18 protein-coding genes are annotated in these 17,750 nt (G+C 70.3%); 11 read left to right on the top strand and 7 right to left on the bottom strand.

What is annotated here, in order from left to right:
• Window positions 1–126: 126 nt before the first annotated feature.
• The 10 genes from ACGFH6_RS35575 to ACGFH6_RS35620 are packed head-to-tail and all read left to right on the top strand — an operon-like array spanning window position 127 to window position 9,121.
• Entirely contained in the window at window positions 127–840 is a 714-nt protein-coding gene (locus tag ACGFH6_RS35575) for an SAF domain-containing protein (protein ID WP_393393071.1), read from the top strand.
• The gene (locus ACGFH6_RS35580) at window positions 841–1,641 is read left to right on the top strand and encodes a hypothetical protein (RefSeq protein ID WP_393393073.1); all 801 of its coding nucleotides are present in this window, start codon (window positions 841–843) and stop codon (window positions 1,639–1,641) included.
• Window positions 1,641–2,948, top strand: coding sequence for a CpaF family protein (locus ACGFH6_RS35585; RefSeq protein WP_393393076.1), 1,308 nt, complete (start codon window positions 1,641–1,643; stop codon window positions 2,946–2,948). Before ACGFH6_RS35580 ends, ACGFH6_RS35585 begins: the two co-directional genes overlap by 1 nt.
• Window positions 2,945–3,829 (top strand): type II secretion system F family protein, encoded by an 885-nt coding sequence (locus ACGFH6_RS35590; protein ID WP_393393079.1) that lies wholly within the window; start codon window positions 2,945–2,947, stop codon window positions 3,827–3,829. Before ACGFH6_RS35585 ends, ACGFH6_RS35590 begins: the two co-directional genes overlap by 4 nt.
• Window positions 3,826–4,743 (top strand): type II secretion system F family protein, encoded by a 918-nt coding sequence (locus tag ACGFH6_RS35595; RefSeq protein ID WP_393393082.1) that lies wholly within the window; start codon window positions 3,826–3,828, stop codon window positions 4,741–4,743. Before ACGFH6_RS35590 ends, ACGFH6_RS35595 begins: the two co-directional genes overlap by 4 nt.
• Window positions 4,744–4,771: 28 nt before the next feature.
• Window positions 4,772–4,981 (top strand): hypothetical protein, encoded by a 210-nt coding sequence (locus ACGFH6_RS35600; protein ID WP_238163343.1) that lies wholly within the window; start codon window positions 4,772–4,774, stop codon window positions 4,979–4,981.
• A gap of 9 nt (window positions 4,982–4,990) precedes the next feature.
• A complete protein-coding gene (locus ACGFH6_RS35605) occupies window positions 4,991–5,419 on the top strand; it encodes a TadE/TadG family type IV pilus assembly protein (RefSeq protein ID WP_393393086.1) in 429 nt (142 codons plus the stop codon).
• The gene (locus tag ACGFH6_RS35610) at window positions 5,406–5,846 is read left to right on the top strand and encodes a TadE/TadG family type IV pilus assembly protein (RefSeq protein ID WP_393393089.1); all 441 of its coding nucleotides are present in this window, start codon (window positions 5,406–5,408) and stop codon (window positions 5,844–5,846) included. The genes ACGFH6_RS35605 and ACGFH6_RS35610 overlap by 14 nt, the downstream gene beginning before the upstream one ends.
• Window positions 5,843–6,292, top strand: coding sequence for a TadE/TadG family type IV pilus assembly protein (locus ACGFH6_RS35615; RefSeq protein WP_393393092.1), 450 nt, complete (start codon window positions 5,843–5,845; stop codon window positions 6,290–6,292). The genes ACGFH6_RS35610 and ACGFH6_RS35615 overlap by 4 nt, the downstream gene beginning before the upstream one ends.
• A 9-nt stretch (window positions 6,293–6,301) precedes the next feature.
• Window positions 6,302–9,121, top strand: coding sequence for a BTAD domain-containing putative transcriptional regulator (locus ACGFH6_RS35620; protein WP_393393095.1), 2,820 nt, complete (start codon window positions 6,302–6,304; stop codon window positions 9,119–9,121).
• A 30-nt stretch (window positions 9,122–9,151) separates the two neighbouring features.
• On the opposite strand, the gene ACGFH6_RS35625 is transcribed toward ACGFH6_RS35620, so the two are convergent.
• The 7 genes from ACGFH6_RS35625 to ACGFH6_RS35655 all read right to left on the bottom strand — a co-directional run bounded on the left by ACGFH6_RS35625 (window position 9,152) and on the right by ACGFH6_RS35655 (window position 16,642).
• Window positions 9,152–9,808, bottom strand: coding sequence for a hypothetical protein (locus ACGFH6_RS35625; protein WP_393393097.1), 657 nt, complete (start codon window positions 9,806–9,808; stop codon window positions 9,152–9,154).
• 98 nt (window positions 9,809–9,906) lie between these two features.
• The gene (locus ACGFH6_RS35630; protein WP_393393100.1) at window positions 9,907–10,506 is read right to left on the bottom strand and encodes a uridine kinase; all 600 of its coding nucleotides are present in this window, start codon (window positions 10,504–10,506) and stop codon (window positions 9,907–9,909) included.
• A 45-nt stretch (window positions 10,507–10,551) separates the two neighbouring features.
• Window positions 10,552–12,009, bottom strand: a complete 1,458-nt coding sequence (locus ACGFH6_RS35635; protein WP_393393102.1) for an FGGY family carbohydrate kinase — start codon at window positions 12,007–12,009, stop codon at window positions 10,552–10,554.
• Window positions 12,010–12,018: 9 nt separating this feature from the next.
• The gene (locus ACGFH6_RS35640) at window positions 12,019–13,485 is read right to left on the bottom strand and encodes a mannitol dehydrogenase family protein (protein ID WP_393393105.1); all 1,467 of its coding nucleotides are present in this window, start codon (window positions 13,483–13,485) and stop codon (window positions 12,019–12,021) included.
• Window positions 13,482–14,324: a carbohydrate ABC transporter permease gene (locus tag ACGFH6_RS35645; protein WP_393393108.1), complete on the bottom strand. Its 843-nt coding sequence runs from the start codon at window positions 14,322–14,324 to the stop codon at window positions 13,482–13,484. The genes ACGFH6_RS35640 and ACGFH6_RS35645 overlap by 4 nt, the downstream gene beginning before the upstream one ends.
• On the bottom strand, window positions 14,321–15,289 hold the full coding sequence (locus ACGFH6_RS35650; RefSeq protein WP_393393110.1) for a carbohydrate ABC transporter permease: 969 nt from the start codon (window positions 15,287–15,289) through the stop codon (window positions 14,321–14,323). Before ACGFH6_RS35650 ends, ACGFH6_RS35645 begins: the two co-directional genes overlap by 4 nt.
• A gap of 12 nt (window positions 15,290–15,301) precedes the next feature.
• On the bottom strand, window positions 15,302–16,642 hold the full coding sequence (locus tag ACGFH6_RS35655) for an ABC transporter substrate-binding protein (RefSeq protein ID WP_393393113.1): 1,341 nt from the start codon (window positions 16,640–16,642) through the stop codon (window positions 15,302–15,304).
• Window positions 16,643–16,792: 150 nt separating this feature from the next.
• On the opposite strand from ACGFH6_RS35655, the gene ACGFH6_RS35660 reads away from it, so the two are divergent.
• A complete protein-coding gene (locus ACGFH6_RS35660; RefSeq protein ID WP_393393117.1) occupies window positions 16,793–17,746 on the top strand; it encodes a sugar-binding transcriptional regulator in 954 nt (317 codons plus the stop codon).
• Window positions 17,747–17,750 lie beyond the last annotated feature (4 nt).

A 17,750-nucleotide genomic window follows, 5' to 3' on the forward strand; every position in this document is an offset into this window, starting at 1 on the left:
CCGGACTCCGGGTCTGGTGCTGGATGACCCCGGACAGACGGTAAGGTCAGAGGCTGCCAGACGAGGGCTAAGCGCCGAATCCGGTGCCGGAACGGCCCGTGAAGGATCCAGAAGGAAGTAGGGCAGATGTCCACCACCGGCACCGAGATGGTCGACCGGCAGCGCCAGCGTGCCAACCGAGCCTCGAACCGTACTCCGGGCGGAAGACTGCCGACCGCGTCGAAACGGCGCCGGCCGACCCTCGCCGCGCTCGCCGCTCTGCTGATCGTCGGCGGCGCGCTGATCGCCGGTGTGCTCGCGGTCCGGATGGACGAGCGGGTCGCGGTGGTGCAGGTGGCGCGCGACGTCAGCGTCGGCTCGAAGATCACCAAGGAGGACCTGGCCCAGACCCGCGTGTCCGGTGACAACCTCAACCTGATCCCGGCCGACGACGTCGACAAGATCCTCGGCAGGTACGCCAAGGTCAACCTGGTCAAGGGCCAGTTGCTCGACGGCCTGCAGACCACCAAGTCCTCCCCGATCTCGGACGACAAGGCCGCCGTCGGCGTCGTACTGCTCGACGGCCGGGTGCCGGCCACCGGACTGCTGCCCGGCGACGAGGTCCAGCTGATCAGGATCGGCCAGGGCAACACGCCGCCGGCCGAGCTGGGCGATGCCGTCGTCCTGGACTCGCCGCAGTCCGCCGACGAGGGCAGTGGCCTGGGCAAGGACACCGCCGACGCGCAGACCGCGACGATGCTGGTCGACCGGTCCGACGTCAAAGCCATTACCGATGCCTCAGGCAACAACCGGATCGCGGTCGCGCTGCTGAAGAGCGGCTCGTCACTGGGAGACAAGTAGATGGGCTTGTACGTCATCGCCTCGGCGAAGGGCTCGCCGGGGGTCACTACGACGTCCGTGGTCCTGGCCGGCGCTTGGCCGGTGGAGCCGGTGCTTGCGGACCTCGACCCGGCCGGAGGGGATGTCGCCCTGCGGTACCGCGACGAGGCCGGCGCGCCGCTCGACCCGGATCGGGGGCTGCTGTCGCTGGGCGCCGGCGTCCGGCGGGGTAGCGGCGAGGCGCTCCTGACCGACCACGTCCAGCGCGTCTCCGGCGGCCTGCAGGTGCTGACCGGTGTGACGTCGCCGAGTCAGGTGCAAGGCCTCGGCCCGGCCTGGCTGCACCTAGCCCGCCTGCTGCGCTCGGACCCCGAGGGCCGCGACGTGATCGCGGACTGCGGCCGGCTGATGCCAGGCTCCGCGACCGTGCCGGTGCTGCAGAACGCGGACGCCGTACTGATGGTGGCCCGTCCGACGATCGAGGGCCTCGCGCATCTGCGGGAGCGGCTGCACAGCTTCGCCGACGTACTCCAGTTCGGCCAGTACGAGGCGGTCCCGGTGGGCGTCGCGCTGGTCGCGTCGTACCGGGACGGCCGGGTGACCGGCGACGTGCAGTCGATCCTGGAGCGCTCGCGGTTGCCGGTCTCCGTGCTGGGCATCATCGCCGAGGACGAGAAGGCCGCCGAGGCCATCCGGCTGGGCGACGGCCACCGGGCCCGCAAGTCGCTGCTGGTGCGGTCGGCTGCCGAGGTGGCCGAGCGGCTGCACCGGCTGGGCCGCCCGGCGCCGACGCCGCAGAACGCGGAATGGGGTGTCGCCTGATGGACCAGTCGCTGGTACGCCGCCTCCGTGAAGAGGTCGCCGAGGTCCTGGCCCGGCAGCGCCGGGAGGATGCCGCCAACGGCCTGCCGCAGATGACCGCGGAGGACGAGCGCCAGTTCGCCCGGGCAGTCGTCGGCCGGGTGCTGGAGACGCACGCCCGGGCCGAGATCGCCGCCGGCCGGACACCACCGGGAGCGTCCGAGGAGCATGACCTTGCCGACGGCATCCACGCCGCACTGTTCGGCGTCGGCCGGCTGCAGCCGCTGCTCGACGACCCGATGGTGGAGAACATCGACATCAACGGCTGCGACCGGGTCTTCATCGGGTTCGCCGACGGCCGCGAGGAGCTGGGCGACCCGGTCGCCGAGTCCGACGACGAGCTGGTCGAGCTGATCCAGACGCTGGCGGCGTACTCCGGCCTTGCCAGCCGGCCGTTCGACTCCGCCAACCCGCAGCTCGACCTGCGACTGCCTGACGGCAGCCGGTTGTCGGCGCTGATGGGTGTCTGCCCCCGCCCGTCGGTCTCGATCCGTCGCGCCCGGCTGTCCCGGGTGTCGCTGGAGATGCTGATCGAGTACGGCACGATGACGCCGGACCTGGCGTCGTTCCTGTCCGCCGCCGTCGCGGCCCGCAAGAACATCATGATCGCCGGTGCCACGAACGCCGGGAAGACGACGCTGCTGCGGGCGCTGGCCAACGAGATCCCGCCGGACGAGCGCCTCATCACGGTCGAGCGTTCGCTGGAGCTGGGCCTCGGCGAGTTCGAGGACCTGCACCCGAACGTGCTGGCGACCGAGGAGCGGCTGCCGAACAGCGAGGGCCAGGGCGCCATCGTGATGGCCGAGCTGGTCCGCCGGTCGCTGCGGATGAACCCCAGCCGGGTGATCGTCGGTGAGGTGCTCGGCGACGAGATCGTCACCATGCTGAACGCGATGAGCCAGGGCAACGACGGCTCGCTGTCGACCATCCACGCGAACTCGTCGCTCGAGGTGTTCAACCGCATCTGCACCTACGCGATCCAGTCGGCCGAGCGGCTGCCGGCCGACGCCACCATGATGCTGATCGCGGGCGCGATCGACTTCGTCGTGTTCGTTGAACGACGCAACGACTTCTCCTCCGGTGGCGGGCTGCGCCGGATCATCACCTCGGTCCGCGAGGTCAACGGTGTGGACGGCCGGGTGCTGTCCAGCGAGATCTTCCAGGCCGGACCCGACGGCATGGTCCAGCCGGCCGCGCCGATCAGCTGCCTGGCCGAGCTCCAGGCGGCCGGGTACCAAGCGAGCGCTCCGGCTGGGTGGGCGTCGTGACCGTCCCGTCACTGGACCTGATGCTGATCGTGCTGCTGGGTGCGGTTGTCGGCGGCGCGATCCTGATGCTCGTCTGGGCGCTGATCCCGCAGACCACACCCGAGGTGATGCGGGGGCCGTCGTCGATCGTCACCCATCTGCGGACAGCGGGCACGCGGCTCCCGATCGCTGTCGGTTCGGCGCTGCTGGTGCTGTTGCTGACCCAGTGGCCCGTCGCGGCCGCAGCGACCGGGGCACTGGCCTTCGCCTGGCCGGCCCTGTTCGGTGGCGCGGCGGCGGAGTCGAAGGCGATCGCCCGGCTGGAAGGGCTGGCGGCCTGGACCGAATCCCTGCGTGACACCGTGGCCGGCGCGGTCGGCCTCGAGCAGGCGATCCCGGCGACGGCGTACGCGGCATCTCCCGCGATCCAGACGGAACTGACCGCGCTCGCGGACCGTCTCAGGGTGCGTGTGCCACTACCCCAAGCGTTGCAAAGGTTCGCCGACGAGATGAACGACTCCAGTGTCGACCTCATCGTCGCCGCGCTGATCCTGAACGCGCGCCTGCGTGGCCCGGGCCTGCGCGACGTACTGAGCTCGTTGTCGGAGTCGGCCCGTGCGGCTGTCGAGATGCGGCAGCGGGTCAACGCCGGCCGTCGTAGTACCCGGCGCAGCGTCCAGATCGTCATGGTCGTGACCGTGGCGTTCGTGCTCGGCCTGTCCCTGTTCAACCGCAAGTACGTCGAGCCGTACTCGACCGCGCTGGGTCAGCTCGTGCTGATGATGATCCTCGGGCTGTTCGCGGTCGGCTTCCTGTGGCTGCGCCGGCTGGCCAGCTTCGAGACCCCGCAACGCTTCCTGCACGCCCGGGACCGGGTGCCGGACGGAGGTGGTCGCGGATGACGCTCGTCATGCTCGGCGGCGCCCTGGCAGGACTCGGGGTGCTGGTGCTGATCCGTCTGGTCGGCAACTCCGCGCCCAGCGGTGCGGCCGGTCTGTTGCAGCTCGACGCGGACATGCGCCGCTACCGCAACGAGGTCAGCCTCACAGCCGATCGTCGGCATCAGGAGGAGTCGCTGCGAATGCGGCGGCTGGGCTCTGGCATGCGCCGCGCGCTGGAGGCGCGGGGCATCCGGGTGCCGGTGTCGCTCTCGGCCGACCTGGGCATCGCCGGCCGGTCGCTGGAGACGCATCTGGCCACCAGCCTGGTCGGCGCCGTGGTGGGTTTCGTCGCGCCGACGGTGATGCTGGTTCCGCTGAGCATCGTCGGCGCCGGGCTGCCGGGCTTCGTGCCGATCTGGCTCGGGATCGTCGGCGCGGTGGTCGGTGCCATCCTGCCGACGCTCCAGCTGCGGACCAAGGCCGCGGACCGGCGGCGGGACTTCCGCCATGTGGTCAGCGCCTTCCTGGACCTGGTCGCGATGAACCTGGCCGGTGGCCGCGGTGTGCCGGAGGCGTTGTCGTCGGCGTCCGGGATCAGCGACGGCTGGGCGTTCGTCCGGATCCGGGACACGTTGGAGACCGCCAGGCTGCAGGGCGTCACCCCGTGGGCGGCGCTCGGCGAGCTCGGTGACGAACTCGCGATCGACGAACTGCGTGACCTGTCGGCCGCCCTCGCCCTGGTCGCCGAGGACGGCGCCAAGGTGCGGGACTCGCTGGTCGCCCGTGCGGTGTCGATGCGCCGGCGCGAACTGGCCGACACCGAAGGCCGTGCCCAGGCGCGGTCCCAGTCCATGTTGATGGCCCAGATGTTGCTGTGTGTCGGCTTCCTGCTCTTCCTGACGTATCCAGCTGTTGCCCGGGTGGTCGGACTGTGAACCGTCCCACCGGTCCCGAGGAGGGAAAATGATGATGTTCAACCCCAACAACCCGACCGTCATGTTCATGCGGGTATTCATCGCCGCGCGCATCCAGCGTGCCCGCCGGCTCGAGGGCGGTGCGTCGGCGCTCGAGTGGGTGCTGATCTCGGCGCTGCTCATCGGCGTCGCGCTGGCCGTCGGCAAGATCATCCTGGACAAGCTGACCAAAAAGGCCGACAGCCTGGACCTGGGCTGACCGACGGCGATGACGGTTCGGCGGTGGGCCCGGGCGATCCGGGGCAGGTGCACCCGTGCACGGCGGGACGAGCGCGGCGCGAGCAGCGTCGAGCTCGTTCTGTATGCGCCGATCCTGATGCTGGCGATCTTCCTGACCATCCAGTTCTCGCTGATCTACCTGGGCAACCAGGCGGCCTCGGCCGCGGCCCGGGAGGCGGCGCGGGTGGCCCGGACGTCGCTCGACCGGGGCAAGGCGGAGGCCGCCGGCCGCGCCTACACCGACCACATCGGCCAGGGAATCCTTGAGGACGTGCAGGTGATCGTGACACCGGTCGGCACCGATCAGGTGCGGGTCGAGGTCACCGGGCACGCGCAGAAGATCACGCCGTTCCTCGATCCACCGACCGTCACCCAGGTCGTGCAAGGCCCACTGGAGGAGTTCCGTGCGGACAACTGACCTGAGCCGCGTCTCCGGTCGTCGCCGCCGTCGCCGGACCGACCGCGGTTCGATGGCGGTGGAGATCGTGCTGCTCGCACCGGTGATGATGGCCTTCATGATGCTCGTCGTGGCCGGCGGCCGGTACGTCGCGGTCCGCGGCGACATCGAGGCGGCCAGCCGGGACGCGGTCCGCGCCGCCAGCCTGGAGCGGACGGAGGCGGCCGCCCGGGCCACCGCCGTCGACACCGCCGACGCGCAGTTGCAGGACGTCGGCCAGTGCCAGAACGCCACCCTGAGCGGGAACTTCGTGTCCGGCGGGACCATCACCGTCAGCATCACCTGCCAGGTCTCGTACGACGGTCTGGGCCTGATCGGGCTGCCCGGGTCGAAGACCGTCACGATCGAGAGCTCGGCCCCGATCGATCTGTACCGGAGGACCGGATGAACAGGCTGCTCCGGCGGCTTCGTCACGCCGTCGCCCGCGGGCGGACGCGAGGCGAGCGTGGATCCGCCACCGTCTTCATGCTCGGCTTCGCCGCCGTCCTGCTGGTCGGCGCCGGGCTGGTCGTCGACGGCGGCCTGGCCCTGAACCAGCGCAGCCGGCTGACCGACGACGCCGAGCAGGCCGCCCGTGCCGGGGCCAACGCGATCGACGTGGCCGCACTGCGCGACCGCGGCGAGCTGGTGGTCGACTCCGGCCAGGCGCGCGCGGTGGCCACCAACTTCCTCGCCGGGCGCGGCTACACCAACATCCGGGTCACCGTGAACGGGAACCAGGTGACCGTATCCGCCGACACCACCGTGGACACCGCGATCCTCGGTCTGGTCGGTATCAACAAGTTCGATGTGCACGGCACCGCTGTCGCCGAGCCCGAGACCGGAATCGGCTAGGAGACACCCATGACTCAGCAGAAGGCCGGCCGATTCGTGGCGAGCCCACCGGACCCGTCGCGCTTCCACCAGGAACGGCCGCCGGAACCGCGCTCGGCCGGCCAGACCGCGCTCGCCGCGCTCGCACTCCTGCTTCTCGTGATCGGCGTACCGCTGGCCCTGTGGATCCTGACCGGCCCGCCGCCGTTGCCGTCGGGCTGGCCGAGTCGCGAGGACCTGACCGCACCCATCGGTGTGGACGCACTGCTGACGGTGCTGCGCGCCGTCGTGTGGATCGCCTGGTTGCACTTCGTTGTGTGCGTGATCGCCGAGATGGCCAGTGCCGTCCGTGGCCGTGGTGTTCCGGTGGCAGTCCCGCTCGGCGGTGGCAGCCAGCGGCTCGCACGCATCCTCGTCAGCGCCTTGCTGCTGACCGGTATCGCGGCCGGCCAGGCCGCGGCGGCGACCGGGCACGGTTCCAGTGCGCCGACGGAGACCAAGTCCCAGGTCACCATCAGCGCGACGACGCAGCAGCAGCCGGCGCCGGAGGAGAACGCGCAGGTCGACCACAACCGCTTCGGCGGAGCTCCGACCACGACGACGGCGACGAACCAGAACAATCCGCTGGCCGGCAAGAAGGTCTACACGGTCAAGGCACCGGTCGGGCACCACCACGACAGCCTCTGGGACATCGCCGAGAAGCACCTCGGTGACGGTCGCCGGTACAAGGAGATCTACGAGCTCAACAAGGAGCGGGTCCAGCCCGACGGCAGTCACCTGCACCTCGCCCGGCTGATCATGCCGGGGTGGGACCTGATCATGCCCGAGGACGCCGTCGGCGTCAGCCGGGTGCCGCTGGAGACCGCGACGCCGCCGGCCACGGTGACGACGCACACCGAGCAGCCCGGCAACCCCACCACGACGGAGTCCGGTTCGACGGTCGAGCAGGGCGCGCAGACTCCGACGATTCAGCAAGGCGAGGAAGCCGGTACGACGACCGCCGGGGACCACCACGCGGTCCACGCCGGCGACGCGCAGGAGGACTCGCGCTGGCGGCTGCCCGCCGACTTGCTCGGCGGCGGACTGGTCGGCGCGGGCCTGCTCGGCCTGCTGCTGATCGAGCGGTACCGGCGGCGCGGACGTGATCCGGAGGCAACGGCCACCACAGCCGAGGTGGCGCTGCGGGTCGGTGCCGACCCCGAGCGCTCCGACGCACTCGACCGCGTGATGCGGGCGCTGGTGCGGCAGTGCGAGGCGGCCGGTCAGCCGTTGCCGCCACTGTTCGGTGCACTGGTCGACGACGACGGCGTGGAGCTCCTGCTCGCGCCGGCCCAGGGCAACCCGCCCGCGCCGTGGCAGGACATCGACAACGGCCGACGCTGGCGGATCTCCGGGACCGACATCCCGACCGACCTCTCCGGTCCCGCGCCGTTCCCCGCCCTGGTCTGCCTGGGCCGGGACGAGTACGACCGCGACGTTCTGGTCGACCTCGAGGCGGCCAGCGGCGCGCTGAGCCTGGAAGGCGACCCGGTGGTGGCCCGTGAGGTCGCTACGTCGGTCGCGGTCCAGCTGGCGACCAACCCGTGGACCGACATGCTGCGCGTGACGACCTCCGGTCTGCCGGAGGCGATCGAGGACGTGCTCGGCGAGCGCCTGCGGGTGGTGGACGACATCGAAGCGGTCATCCCGGACCTCGAGCGAGGCACGGTGGAGACCGAGGTGCTGGCCGGCCGGGTGAGTCGCTCGGCCGACGCCGCCCCGCAGTACGTCGTACTCGGTGCACCTCCGCGCGAGGACACCGCGAACCGGCTGGGCGCGCTGGCGGCGCGGACGAGGGCCGGCTTCGGCCTGATGGTCGCCGGTGCCGTGCCAGGCGCACGGTGGCAGCTGCGAGTCGACGAGTCGGGCACGTTGCGCATCCCCGCGCTCGGCCTGACGCTGTCGGCTAGCCGGCTGTCCGAGCCGACCGTCGACTCCCTCACCGAGCTGTTGGGTGCCGCGCGGACCCCGACCCCGACGCCGACCGGGCCGAGCCGGGTCCGGCTCCCCAGCACCGGCCGGATCGGCGACGACTCGAGCTGGTCGACCGCGACCGTGCGGATCGGCGTCCTCGGACCCCTGGACGTCCGGGCACCCAACCGGCTGGAGTCGGAGCGGGTCCCGCTCGCCACCGAGATCGTGGCGTTCCTGGCCCTGCACCCCGGCGGCGTGCACCCGAGCGTGCTCGGCGCCTCGGTCTGGCCGCGTGGGGTCACCCCCGAGGTTCGCGACGGTGCCGTGGAGCGGGTGCGCCAGTGGCTGGGCACCGACACCGTCGGCGGTCACCACCTGCGCCAGGACGCCTCGGGCCGGCTCGCGCTGGGTCCGGAGGTCGCTGTCGACTGGGACTGCTTCACCGAGCTGGCCCGACGCAGCCGGACCGCCCAGACTGTCCGGGACGAGCGCGAGTTGCTGCGTCGGGGCCTGCATCTGGTGCGTGGCGCGTTCCTCAGCGGCCGTCCCCGCGGCGGCTACTCGTGGATCGCCCGGGTGCATCTCGAGCGGCTGGTGCCGGACGTCGTCGTCGACGCCTCGCACCGGCTGTGGGAGCTGGCGATGAACGCGGACGACGCGGCGGGTGCCGTGAGCGCCGTACAGGCCGGTCTGCGCCTCGCCGACAGCTCCGACCTGCTGTGGCGTGACCTCCTGACCGCCGAGTTCCGGTACGGCGGTACGGCGGCGGCCGAGCGGATCGTCGAGGCCCTCGGCGACCGCATCCAGCGGTACGGCCTGGTCCTCAGCCCCGAGACCGAGGCCCTCATCGAGGACATCCTGCCCGCAACGGCGCCGCGCTCGCGCCACGCCGGCTGACGAGTAGGCCGGCCCGGTCCGGGCCGGCGGTCAGCTCTTGCTGGTGGTGAGGCGGGCTCGTTGTTCTCTGGCGATGGTCTTGAGCAGCGCGGTGTCGGGCTTGGGATCGGTGCCCAGGGCACTGGCTTGGCGGACGCTGAGCTGGACGACCAGGGTGTTCACCACGAAGCTCACCTCCGCGATCGCCTCGGACTGCCCGGTGCCGCCGTCGTACTGGACCTTGCCGTCGCTCAGCGCGCCCGGGACACCGAACGAGTGCTCGTGAGTGTCCTGGTCCCAGAAGCCCTGCTGCAAGGTCTGCGCCTTGGCCGCCGAGGCCGCCTTGAACAGCTGCACGGTGAATTGCTTCTTCTTGTCCGCGCTGACCCGGGACGCGCGGTACCCGTCGACGAAGCCGGCGTTGAGCAGCAGCGCACGATCGACAGCGGGTACGGCGGACCAGTTGGCCAGGAACGTAGTCGCGGTGAACGGTCCGGCAGCACTGCGCGGATCGGCGACGTAGCCGCGGGGCAGAACGACCAGTCCGGCCAGTGCGCTCTTCGGCGCCTTCTGCACCGCGGCCCCCGAGGACTGCACCGCCGGGGTCTGCACGGTGCCGACCGTGGCTCCGGCGTCGTTCCCGCAGCCGGTCACCCCCAGCAGGAGTGCGGTCACTACAGCGGCAACGCCTGGCGCAGTCCGCGTCACGGTGTTTCTCCGTCCGGCTTCTCGCCCCCGAGAGCTTCAGAAGGTCTCGGGCCAGATGTCATCAGAGCAAGGTGAACGAATGGCGAACGCCTTGCGAATCAGAGGGATCGCGACTCGGTGAGCAAGGTCTCGATCCGGCGCCGGGCGGCCTTCGGGTGCAGGGGTTCGCAGCCGGCTTCGATGCAGCGCCGGACCACCTGGGGATCGTCGCGGAGCAGCAGCAGACCGCGGCGGAGCAGGGTGAACGGCGGCTTGCGGTGTTCGCGCAGATCGCGCTGGAACCGCCGGGCGAAGGTGACGAGCCGGTGGTGCCGCAGGCAGATGGCAGCGGCCAGCAGGCCGCGCTCGCGCAGCCGGCCGGTGATCTGGTCGGCGAAGATGCCTTCGGCAATGATCAGCGGCGAACCCTGCGTGCTGACCGGCCGGTGACCGACCGTGCCGTCCGCGGCGATGTCGTAGATCGGCAGTTCCGCCGAGCCCGTCGTACACAACTGCTCGAGGGCTGCGACCGCGCGGTCGCCGTCCCACGAGCGTGGGTCGTCCCAGTCCACGATCCCCAGCGGGGAGCGCGGCATCGCCTCGTCGCCGCCGTCGCGGTAGAAGTCGTCGAGCCGGACCACCGGCAGCCCGACCAGTTCGGCCAGCCGCGACTTCCCTGCTCCGGAAGGCCCGGCCAGCAACACCACACGCGAACTCACCGCCACATTCTCCGCTACACCCCGGTCAGCCCCGGGGCGGGGGAGCTACCGGTTGTACGGCGTGGACAGCAGCGGGACGGTGTTGGTCAGGACCTGGCCGTAGAGGGCGCGGACCTGCGCCGCCTCGGCGTCGGACATCACCGACGGCTCGGGCTTGCCGACCGGGACCTGCCAGGTCGGCGGGGCATCGGCGCCGGACAGTGCCCAGGCCGCCTGCCGGGCAGCGCCCAAGGCGACGTACTCGGCCGGCTCCGGGAGGATCACCTCGGCACCCAGGAGCGCAGGCGCCAGTGCCTGGACCGCACGGGACCGGGCGGCGCCGCCGAGCAGGAGCACGCGGCGGACCGGGAGGCCTTGAGCCCGGAGGGCGTCGACAGCGTCGGCCAGGCCACACAGCAGGCCTTCGACGGCGGCGCGGGCCATGGTCGCGGGCTGGGCGGTGGCGCGGGTGAGGCCGTAGATCAGCCCGGTCGAGTGTGGAAGGTCCGGCGTACGCTCGCCGTCCAGGAACGGCAGCAGGACGAGGCCGTTGCTGCCGGACGACGTCAGCGCGGCCTCGTTGAAGGCGTCGAGGTCCAGGCCGAGGAGTTCGGCGGTCGCGGACAGGACGCGGGCGGCGTTCAGCGTGCACACGAGCGGGAGGTACTCGCCGGTGGCGTCCGCGAAGCCGGCCACCAGAGCGGTCGGGTCGGCGGTCGGGTGGGTCGAGCGGGCGAACGCCGTACCGCTGGTGCCGAGGGACACCGCGACATCGCCGGGCTGGAGGTCGAGACCGAGCGCGGCCGCCGCGTTGTCGCCCGTGCCGGCGGCCAGTACGGCGCCGGACGCGGTGTGGCCCACGATCTCCGCCGGACCGGCGACCCGCGGGAGCTTCAGCGAGCGGCCGAAGGCGAGCTCGACCAGGTCCGGCCGGTAGCTGTTCGTCGCGGGCGACCACCAGCCGGTGCCAGAGGCGTCGCCGCGGTCGGTGGTGATGCCGTCGATACCGTGCCGATCGGCCGCCAGCCGATGCGTCATCCAGTCATGCGGCAGCACGACCGCGGCCGCACGGGCCGCGGCCTCGCGCCGTGCCGCGTCACCGGGAGCAGTCGCGTCGGCGTCCCGCACCCACCGCAGCTTGGTCACGGTGAACGAAGGCACCGGGACCGACCCGACCGCTTCGGCCCAGGCACCCGGCCCACCGAGCTCCTCGACGAGCTCGACGGTCGCGTCCGCGGAGCTGGTGTCGTTCCACAGCACCGCCGGGTGGACGACCTCGCCGGCCTCGTCCAGCAGCACCATGCCGTGTTGCTGGCCGCCGACCGAGATCGCCTCCACCCCGTCGAGCAGCCCGTCCGACGCGATCTCCCAGGCCTTCCACCACTCCGCCGGATCCACCTGGGTGGCGTCGGGGTGTGGCGCACGTCCCTCCCGCACGACCGCTCCGGTCTCGGCGTCGCACACCAGAACCTTGGTTGCCTGGGTGGAGCAGTCCACCCCGGCAACCAGCCTCAGCTCAGTCATGCGTCCACATTAGAGGGCTTCGAGAGTGGAGCGTGCGCCGATCTCGTGCAGCGACTTCAGGGCGGCGGTGTACTGCGTCACGAACACGTCGTTCGACGCCAGATCACCGAACAGATCCGGGTCCGAGATGAACAGCAGCGGGTCGTCGCGGTTGTGCTGTGCCCGCTCGACCAGCTTGTCGCGCAGCCGGTCCACCACCTCGATCGGTTCGCCCTGCTCGTCGGCGCCCTCGGCGTACCGCGCCCACGACGCGACCACCAGCACCGACCGTGTGATGCTCCGTCCGGCCGCCAGTTGCTCACGGACGACCGGCAGCAGCCACTTCGGGATCCGGTCCGAGCTCTCCGCGCACAAGCGGGCCAGGGTGTCGCGGACCTCCGGGTTCGCGAACCGCTCGATCAACTGGTGCTTGTACCGGTCCAGGTCGACCCCGGGCACCGGCGGCAGCGTCGGCGTCCCCTCGTCGTCCATGTAGCGGAGCAGGAAGTCGACGAACAGCTTGTCCTGGCACACCTCGTGCGCGTACCGGTAGCCGGCCAGGTAGCCGAGGTAGCACAGCGCCTGGTGACTCGCGTTCAGCAGCCGCAGCTTCATCAGCTCGTACGGCTCGACGTCACCCACGATCTGTACGCCGACATCCTCGTACGGCGGCCGGACGCCACCGAAGTCGTCCTCGAGCACCCACTGGGTGAACGGCTCGCACACCACCGGCCAGCCGTCCTCGATCCCGAACCTCTCGGCCAGCGCGGCCCGGTCGGCATCCGTGGTCACCGGCGTGATCCGGTCGACCATGCAGTTCGGGAACCGCACCTCCGTCTCCAGAAACTCGGCGGTTTCCGGATCCTTCAGCCGGGCGAACGACGCCAGCATCTTCCGGGCGACATGACCGTTGCCCGGGATGTTGTCGCACGACATCACCGTGAACGGCGGCACTCCGGCCGCCCGCCGGCGCGCGAGCGCCTCGACGATGAACCCGAACACGCTCGCAGGCGTCGCGCCCGGCTCCAGGTCCGCGGCCAGCGCGGGGTCGGAGGTGTCCAGTTCACCGGTCACCTGGTTCACGTTGTAGCCGCCCTCGGTGATCGTCAGCGACACGATCCGCGTCGCCGGATCGACGAGTCGGTCCAGGACGGCGGACGGGTCGTCCGGCGCGAACAGGTAGCCGACGACCGACCCGATCACGCGCGGCTCGAGCGTCCCGTCCGGGTGCTTGATCACCAGCGTGTACAGGTGGTCCTGCGCGGACAGGACGTCGTACATCCTCCTGTCCTGGGGGAGTACGCCGACGCCGACGATGCCCCAGTCGAGGGCCTTCCCGTCGTTCATCAGCCGGTCCAGGTACATCGCCTGGTGGGCCCGGTGGAAGCCGCCGACGCCGAAGTGCACGATGCCCGGCTTCACCGCCGTACGGTCGTAGCCCGGTGTGGCGATGTCGTTGCCCAGAGCATCCAACGCGGTGGGGGTCAGTGCCGTCACTTGACCGCCCCCAGCGACAGACCCTGGACGAGCTTGTCCTGGGCGGCGAACCCGGCGATCAGCACCGGCAACGACACCACGATGGACGCGGCACAGACTTTGGCGAGGAACAATCCTTGGCTGGTCACGAACCCAGTCAAGAACACCGGAGCCGTCTGCGCCACTGTGCCGGTCAGCACTCGGGCGAACAGCAACTCGTTCCAGCTGAAGATGAAGCAGATCAGCGCGGCGGACGCGATGCCCGGTGTCACCACCGGCGCGACCACCGACCGCAGCGTCCGGCTCAGCGAAGCACCGTCGACCGACGCCGCCTCGAGGATCTCCACCGGGACCTCGGACAGGAAGCTGCGCAGCATCCAGACCGCGATCGGCAGGTTCATCGAGGTGTAGAGGATGATCAGCAGCCAGATGTTGTCCAGGAAGTTGACCGACTGCGCGAACAGGTAGATCGGCAGCAGGCCGGCCACCACCGGCAGCATCTTGGTGGACAGGAAGAAGAACAGCACGTCGGTCCACTTCTTCACCGGCCGGATCGACAGCGCGTACGCCGCCGGGAACGCGAGCAGGAGGACGAACGCGGTGGACAGGATGCTCGCGGTCAGCGAGTTCGCGATCGACGGCCACGGCCCGGAGTCGAAGAACGCCCGGTAGCCGTCCAGCGTGAGTGGTGCGCCGACGTCCGGCGGGTTCTTCGCCGCGTCCTCTTCGGAGTGGAACGACGTCAGCAGCATCCACAGCACCGGCAGCACGAACAGGATGCCGACGATCCAGGCCACCCCGCTCAGCACGAGTCCGCCGCGGTTCTTCCGACCAGTCACGATCGTGACCTGCCCGCTCATCGTCCCGTCTCCTCTCGGAACAGCGTGGACACCGACCGCAGCGCGAGGGTCGCGATGATGATCGTGCCGATCACCACGATCACGCCCGCGGCCGAGGCACGCCCGTAGTCGTGGGCGGTGTAGAAGGTCTGGTAGATCGTGTACGGCAGGTTCGCCGTCCCGAGGCCGCCGGAGGTGATGACGAAGACGGCGTCGAAGTTCTGCACGATGTAGATCGAGCCGAGCAGCGCCGACAGCTCCAGGTACTGCCGCAGGTGTGGCAGCGTCATGTAGCGGAAGATCTCCCACTGGTTGGCGCCGTCGATGCCGGCCGCCTCGATCACGTCCAGCGGACGGCTCTGCAGGCCCGCCAGCAGGATCAGCATCATGAACGGCGTCCACTGCCAGACCAGCGCGAAGATGATCGCCCAGAGCGGCTGGTTGCTGATCCAGTCCGGCTGTGGTGCGTTGTCACCGAAGATCCACTTCAGCGCGCCGTTGAACAGACCGTACGTCGGGTTGTAGAGCGCGTGCTTCCACAGCAGCGCGGCCGCGACCGGCACGATCAGGAACGGCGTGATCATCATCGTCCGGACCGCACCCCGGCCGCGGAACTTCCGGTCCAGCAGCAGCGCGATCAGCAGCCCGAGGACCAGGCTGAGCAGGACGACGCCGGCCGTGAGAATCACCGTCACCCAGATCGCGTGCCGGGTGTTCGCGTCGGTCAGCACCCGGCGGAAGTTGTCGATGCCGGCGAACCCGCGCTCGTCGGGGTAGTAGGCGTTCCAGTCCATGAAGGACACGATGATGGTGACCACGAACGGCAGCTGGGTCACGATGATCATGAACACCAGCGCCGGCATCAGCGGTGCACGCCGGGCCCAGTCGCCGGCCCTGCGCATCATCGTGGCTTCGGCACCCGGCGGCGGCGCTTGGCGGCGGCGCCCCGGTTGCGTTGCGGTGTCGGGCTTGGCGTCCACAGACATGACCGGCTCCCCTTACTTCGCTGCGCGCGAGCGGTACCGCTCGGCGACGTCGTCGGCGAGCTCCTGCCCGCGGTTCAGCGCTTCGTCCACACTCATCCGCCCGGCGATCGCCGAGCTCACGTCCTGGCTGACCTGCGTGCCGAGGTCCGGGAACTCCGGGATGTCGACGAACTGGATCCCGATCGCCGGCCGCGGCTGGGTGCCCGGGTTGCGCGGGTCGGCGGTCTCGATCGCTTCCTTGGTCGGCGTCGCGAACGCCGCGGCCTCCTTCAGGTACGACGGGTTGTCGTACGTCGAGGCCCGCTTGCCGGCCGGGACGCGGGACCAGCCGAGCTTCTCGCCGACCAGCGTCTCGTAGTCCTTGCCGGAGGCCCAGGAGATGAACTTCCAGGCGTTGTCCTTCTTCTTGCTGGCCTCCTGGATGCTCCACGACCACGCGTACAGCCAGCCGGAGCTGTCGGTCTTCACGACCGGTGCCGGCGCGTAGCCGATCTTGCCCTTCACCGGCGAGTTCGGCGCTTCCAGCGAGCCGGCCGCGGACGTCGCGTCGTACCACATCGCGACGTTGCCCTGGATCAGGTTGTTCAGGCACTCGGTGAAGCCGGCCTGCGGTGCGCCGAGTTCACCGTGCGCGCGGACCAGGTCGACGTAGAACCTGGTCGCCTCGGTGAACTCCGGTGAGTTCACCTGCGCCTGCCAGTCCTGGGTGAACCAGGTGCCGCCGAAGGTGTTCACCACGGTCGTGAGCGGTGCGAAGATCTGGCCCCAGCCCGGCTGGCCGCGCAGGCAGATGCCGCGCATCCCCGGCTGGGCGTTGTCGACCTTGGCCGCGATGTCCGCGACCTCCTGCCAGGTCGGCTTGGCCGGCATCGTGACGCCCTTGTCCGCCAGCACGTCCTTGCGGTACATCAGGAACGACGACTCGCCGTAGAACGGTTCGCCGTACACCTTGCCGTCGTCGGCCGACAGCGACAGTGTCATCGGCTTCAGGACGTCGTCCTGGTCGAAGGACGGGTCGTTGGCGATGTAGTCCGACAGCGGCGCGATCCACTTGCTCTTGGCGTAGATCGGGATCTCGAAGTTGCTCAGCGACGCCACGTCGTACTGACCGGCCTGGCTGGAGAACTCCTGGCTGATCTTGTCCCGGACGTCGTTCTCCGGCAGCACGGTGAAGTTCACCTTGATGCCGGTTTGCTTGGTGAAGTTGTCGGCGGTGAGTTGCTGCAGGTCGACCATCTGCGGGTTGTTCACCATCAGCACGTTGATGCTGTCGGTCCCGCCGCCACCGGCGCCGCCGCCCCAGCCGGCGCAGCCGCTGACCGCACTCAGCAGGAGTGCGACCCCGACAGTCATAAGCCTTCGTCCGGGCACGAGCCGCTCCTTCGATCCGCTCATTTGAGCACGCGTCTGCTCACACCACGAGTGAACCGGGAACGTCCTTGACCTGTCAAGAGTCTGTGCAACACTAGTGCGCAGGAGTGCTCATATGAGCGGGGAGGCCTTATGGAGCCCATGACGGGCGGTCCGGCACAGCTCGTGCTGACGGCGTCGATCGCGCGGCGGTACTACGTCGACGGCCGGTCCAAGGTGGAGATCGCCGACGAGTTCCGGCTGAGCCGCTTCAAGGTGGCGCGGCTGCTCGACCAGGCGCGCAGCAGCGGGCTGGTGCGGATCGAGATCAGCCATCCGGGCGCCATCGACCTCGATCTGTCCGCTCGCCTGCAGGAGTCCCTCGGGCTGCGTCGCGCAATCGTGGTGGACACTCCCGAGGAGGACCCGGCCGCGCTGCGGCTCCAGCTCGGCAAGGCTGCCGCGGACCTGCTGTCCGAGATCGTCACCGCGGACGACGTGCTCGGGCTCGCGTGGGCCCGGGCGGTCACCGCGATGACCGAGCAGCTGACCTCACTCGCTCCCGTGCCCGTCGTCCAGCTGACCGGTGCGTTGACCCGCCCGGATGTCGAGGCGAACTCGGTGGAGCTGGTCCGGCACACCGCTCGTCTGTCCGGCGGAGCGGCGTACCTGTTCTATGCACCGCTGGTCGTGCCGGACGCCGCGACCGCGCGGGCGTTGCGGCAGCAGCCGGAGGTCGCGGAGGCGATCAGCCACTTCGACTCGGTCACCAAGGCCGTGGTCGGGCTCGGGTCCTGGGCGGCCGACCAGTCCACGCTGTACGACGCGATGGACGAGAAGGCGTGTGATCAGTTGCTCCGCCGCGGCGTGGTCGCGGACATCTCCGGGGTGTTCGTCGACGCGCACGGTGTAGCGGTGCAGAGCCGGGTGACCGACCGGGTGATCGCGATCAACGCCGAGCAGATGGACGCGATCGACGAGGTGATCGCGATCCCGTACGGACTGGCCAAGGTCGGCGCGGTGCGCGCCGCGGTCCGCAGCGGGCTGGTGAACGGCCTGGTGACACACAGTCCACTTGCGAGGGCCCTGCTGGACGAGACAACCTGACCTG

It is taken from the genome of Kribbella sp. NPDC049227, assembly GCF_043197265.1.
Taxonomy (GTDB): domain Bacteria; phylum Actinomycetota; class Actinomycetes; order Propionibacteriales; family Kribbellaceae; genus Kribbella.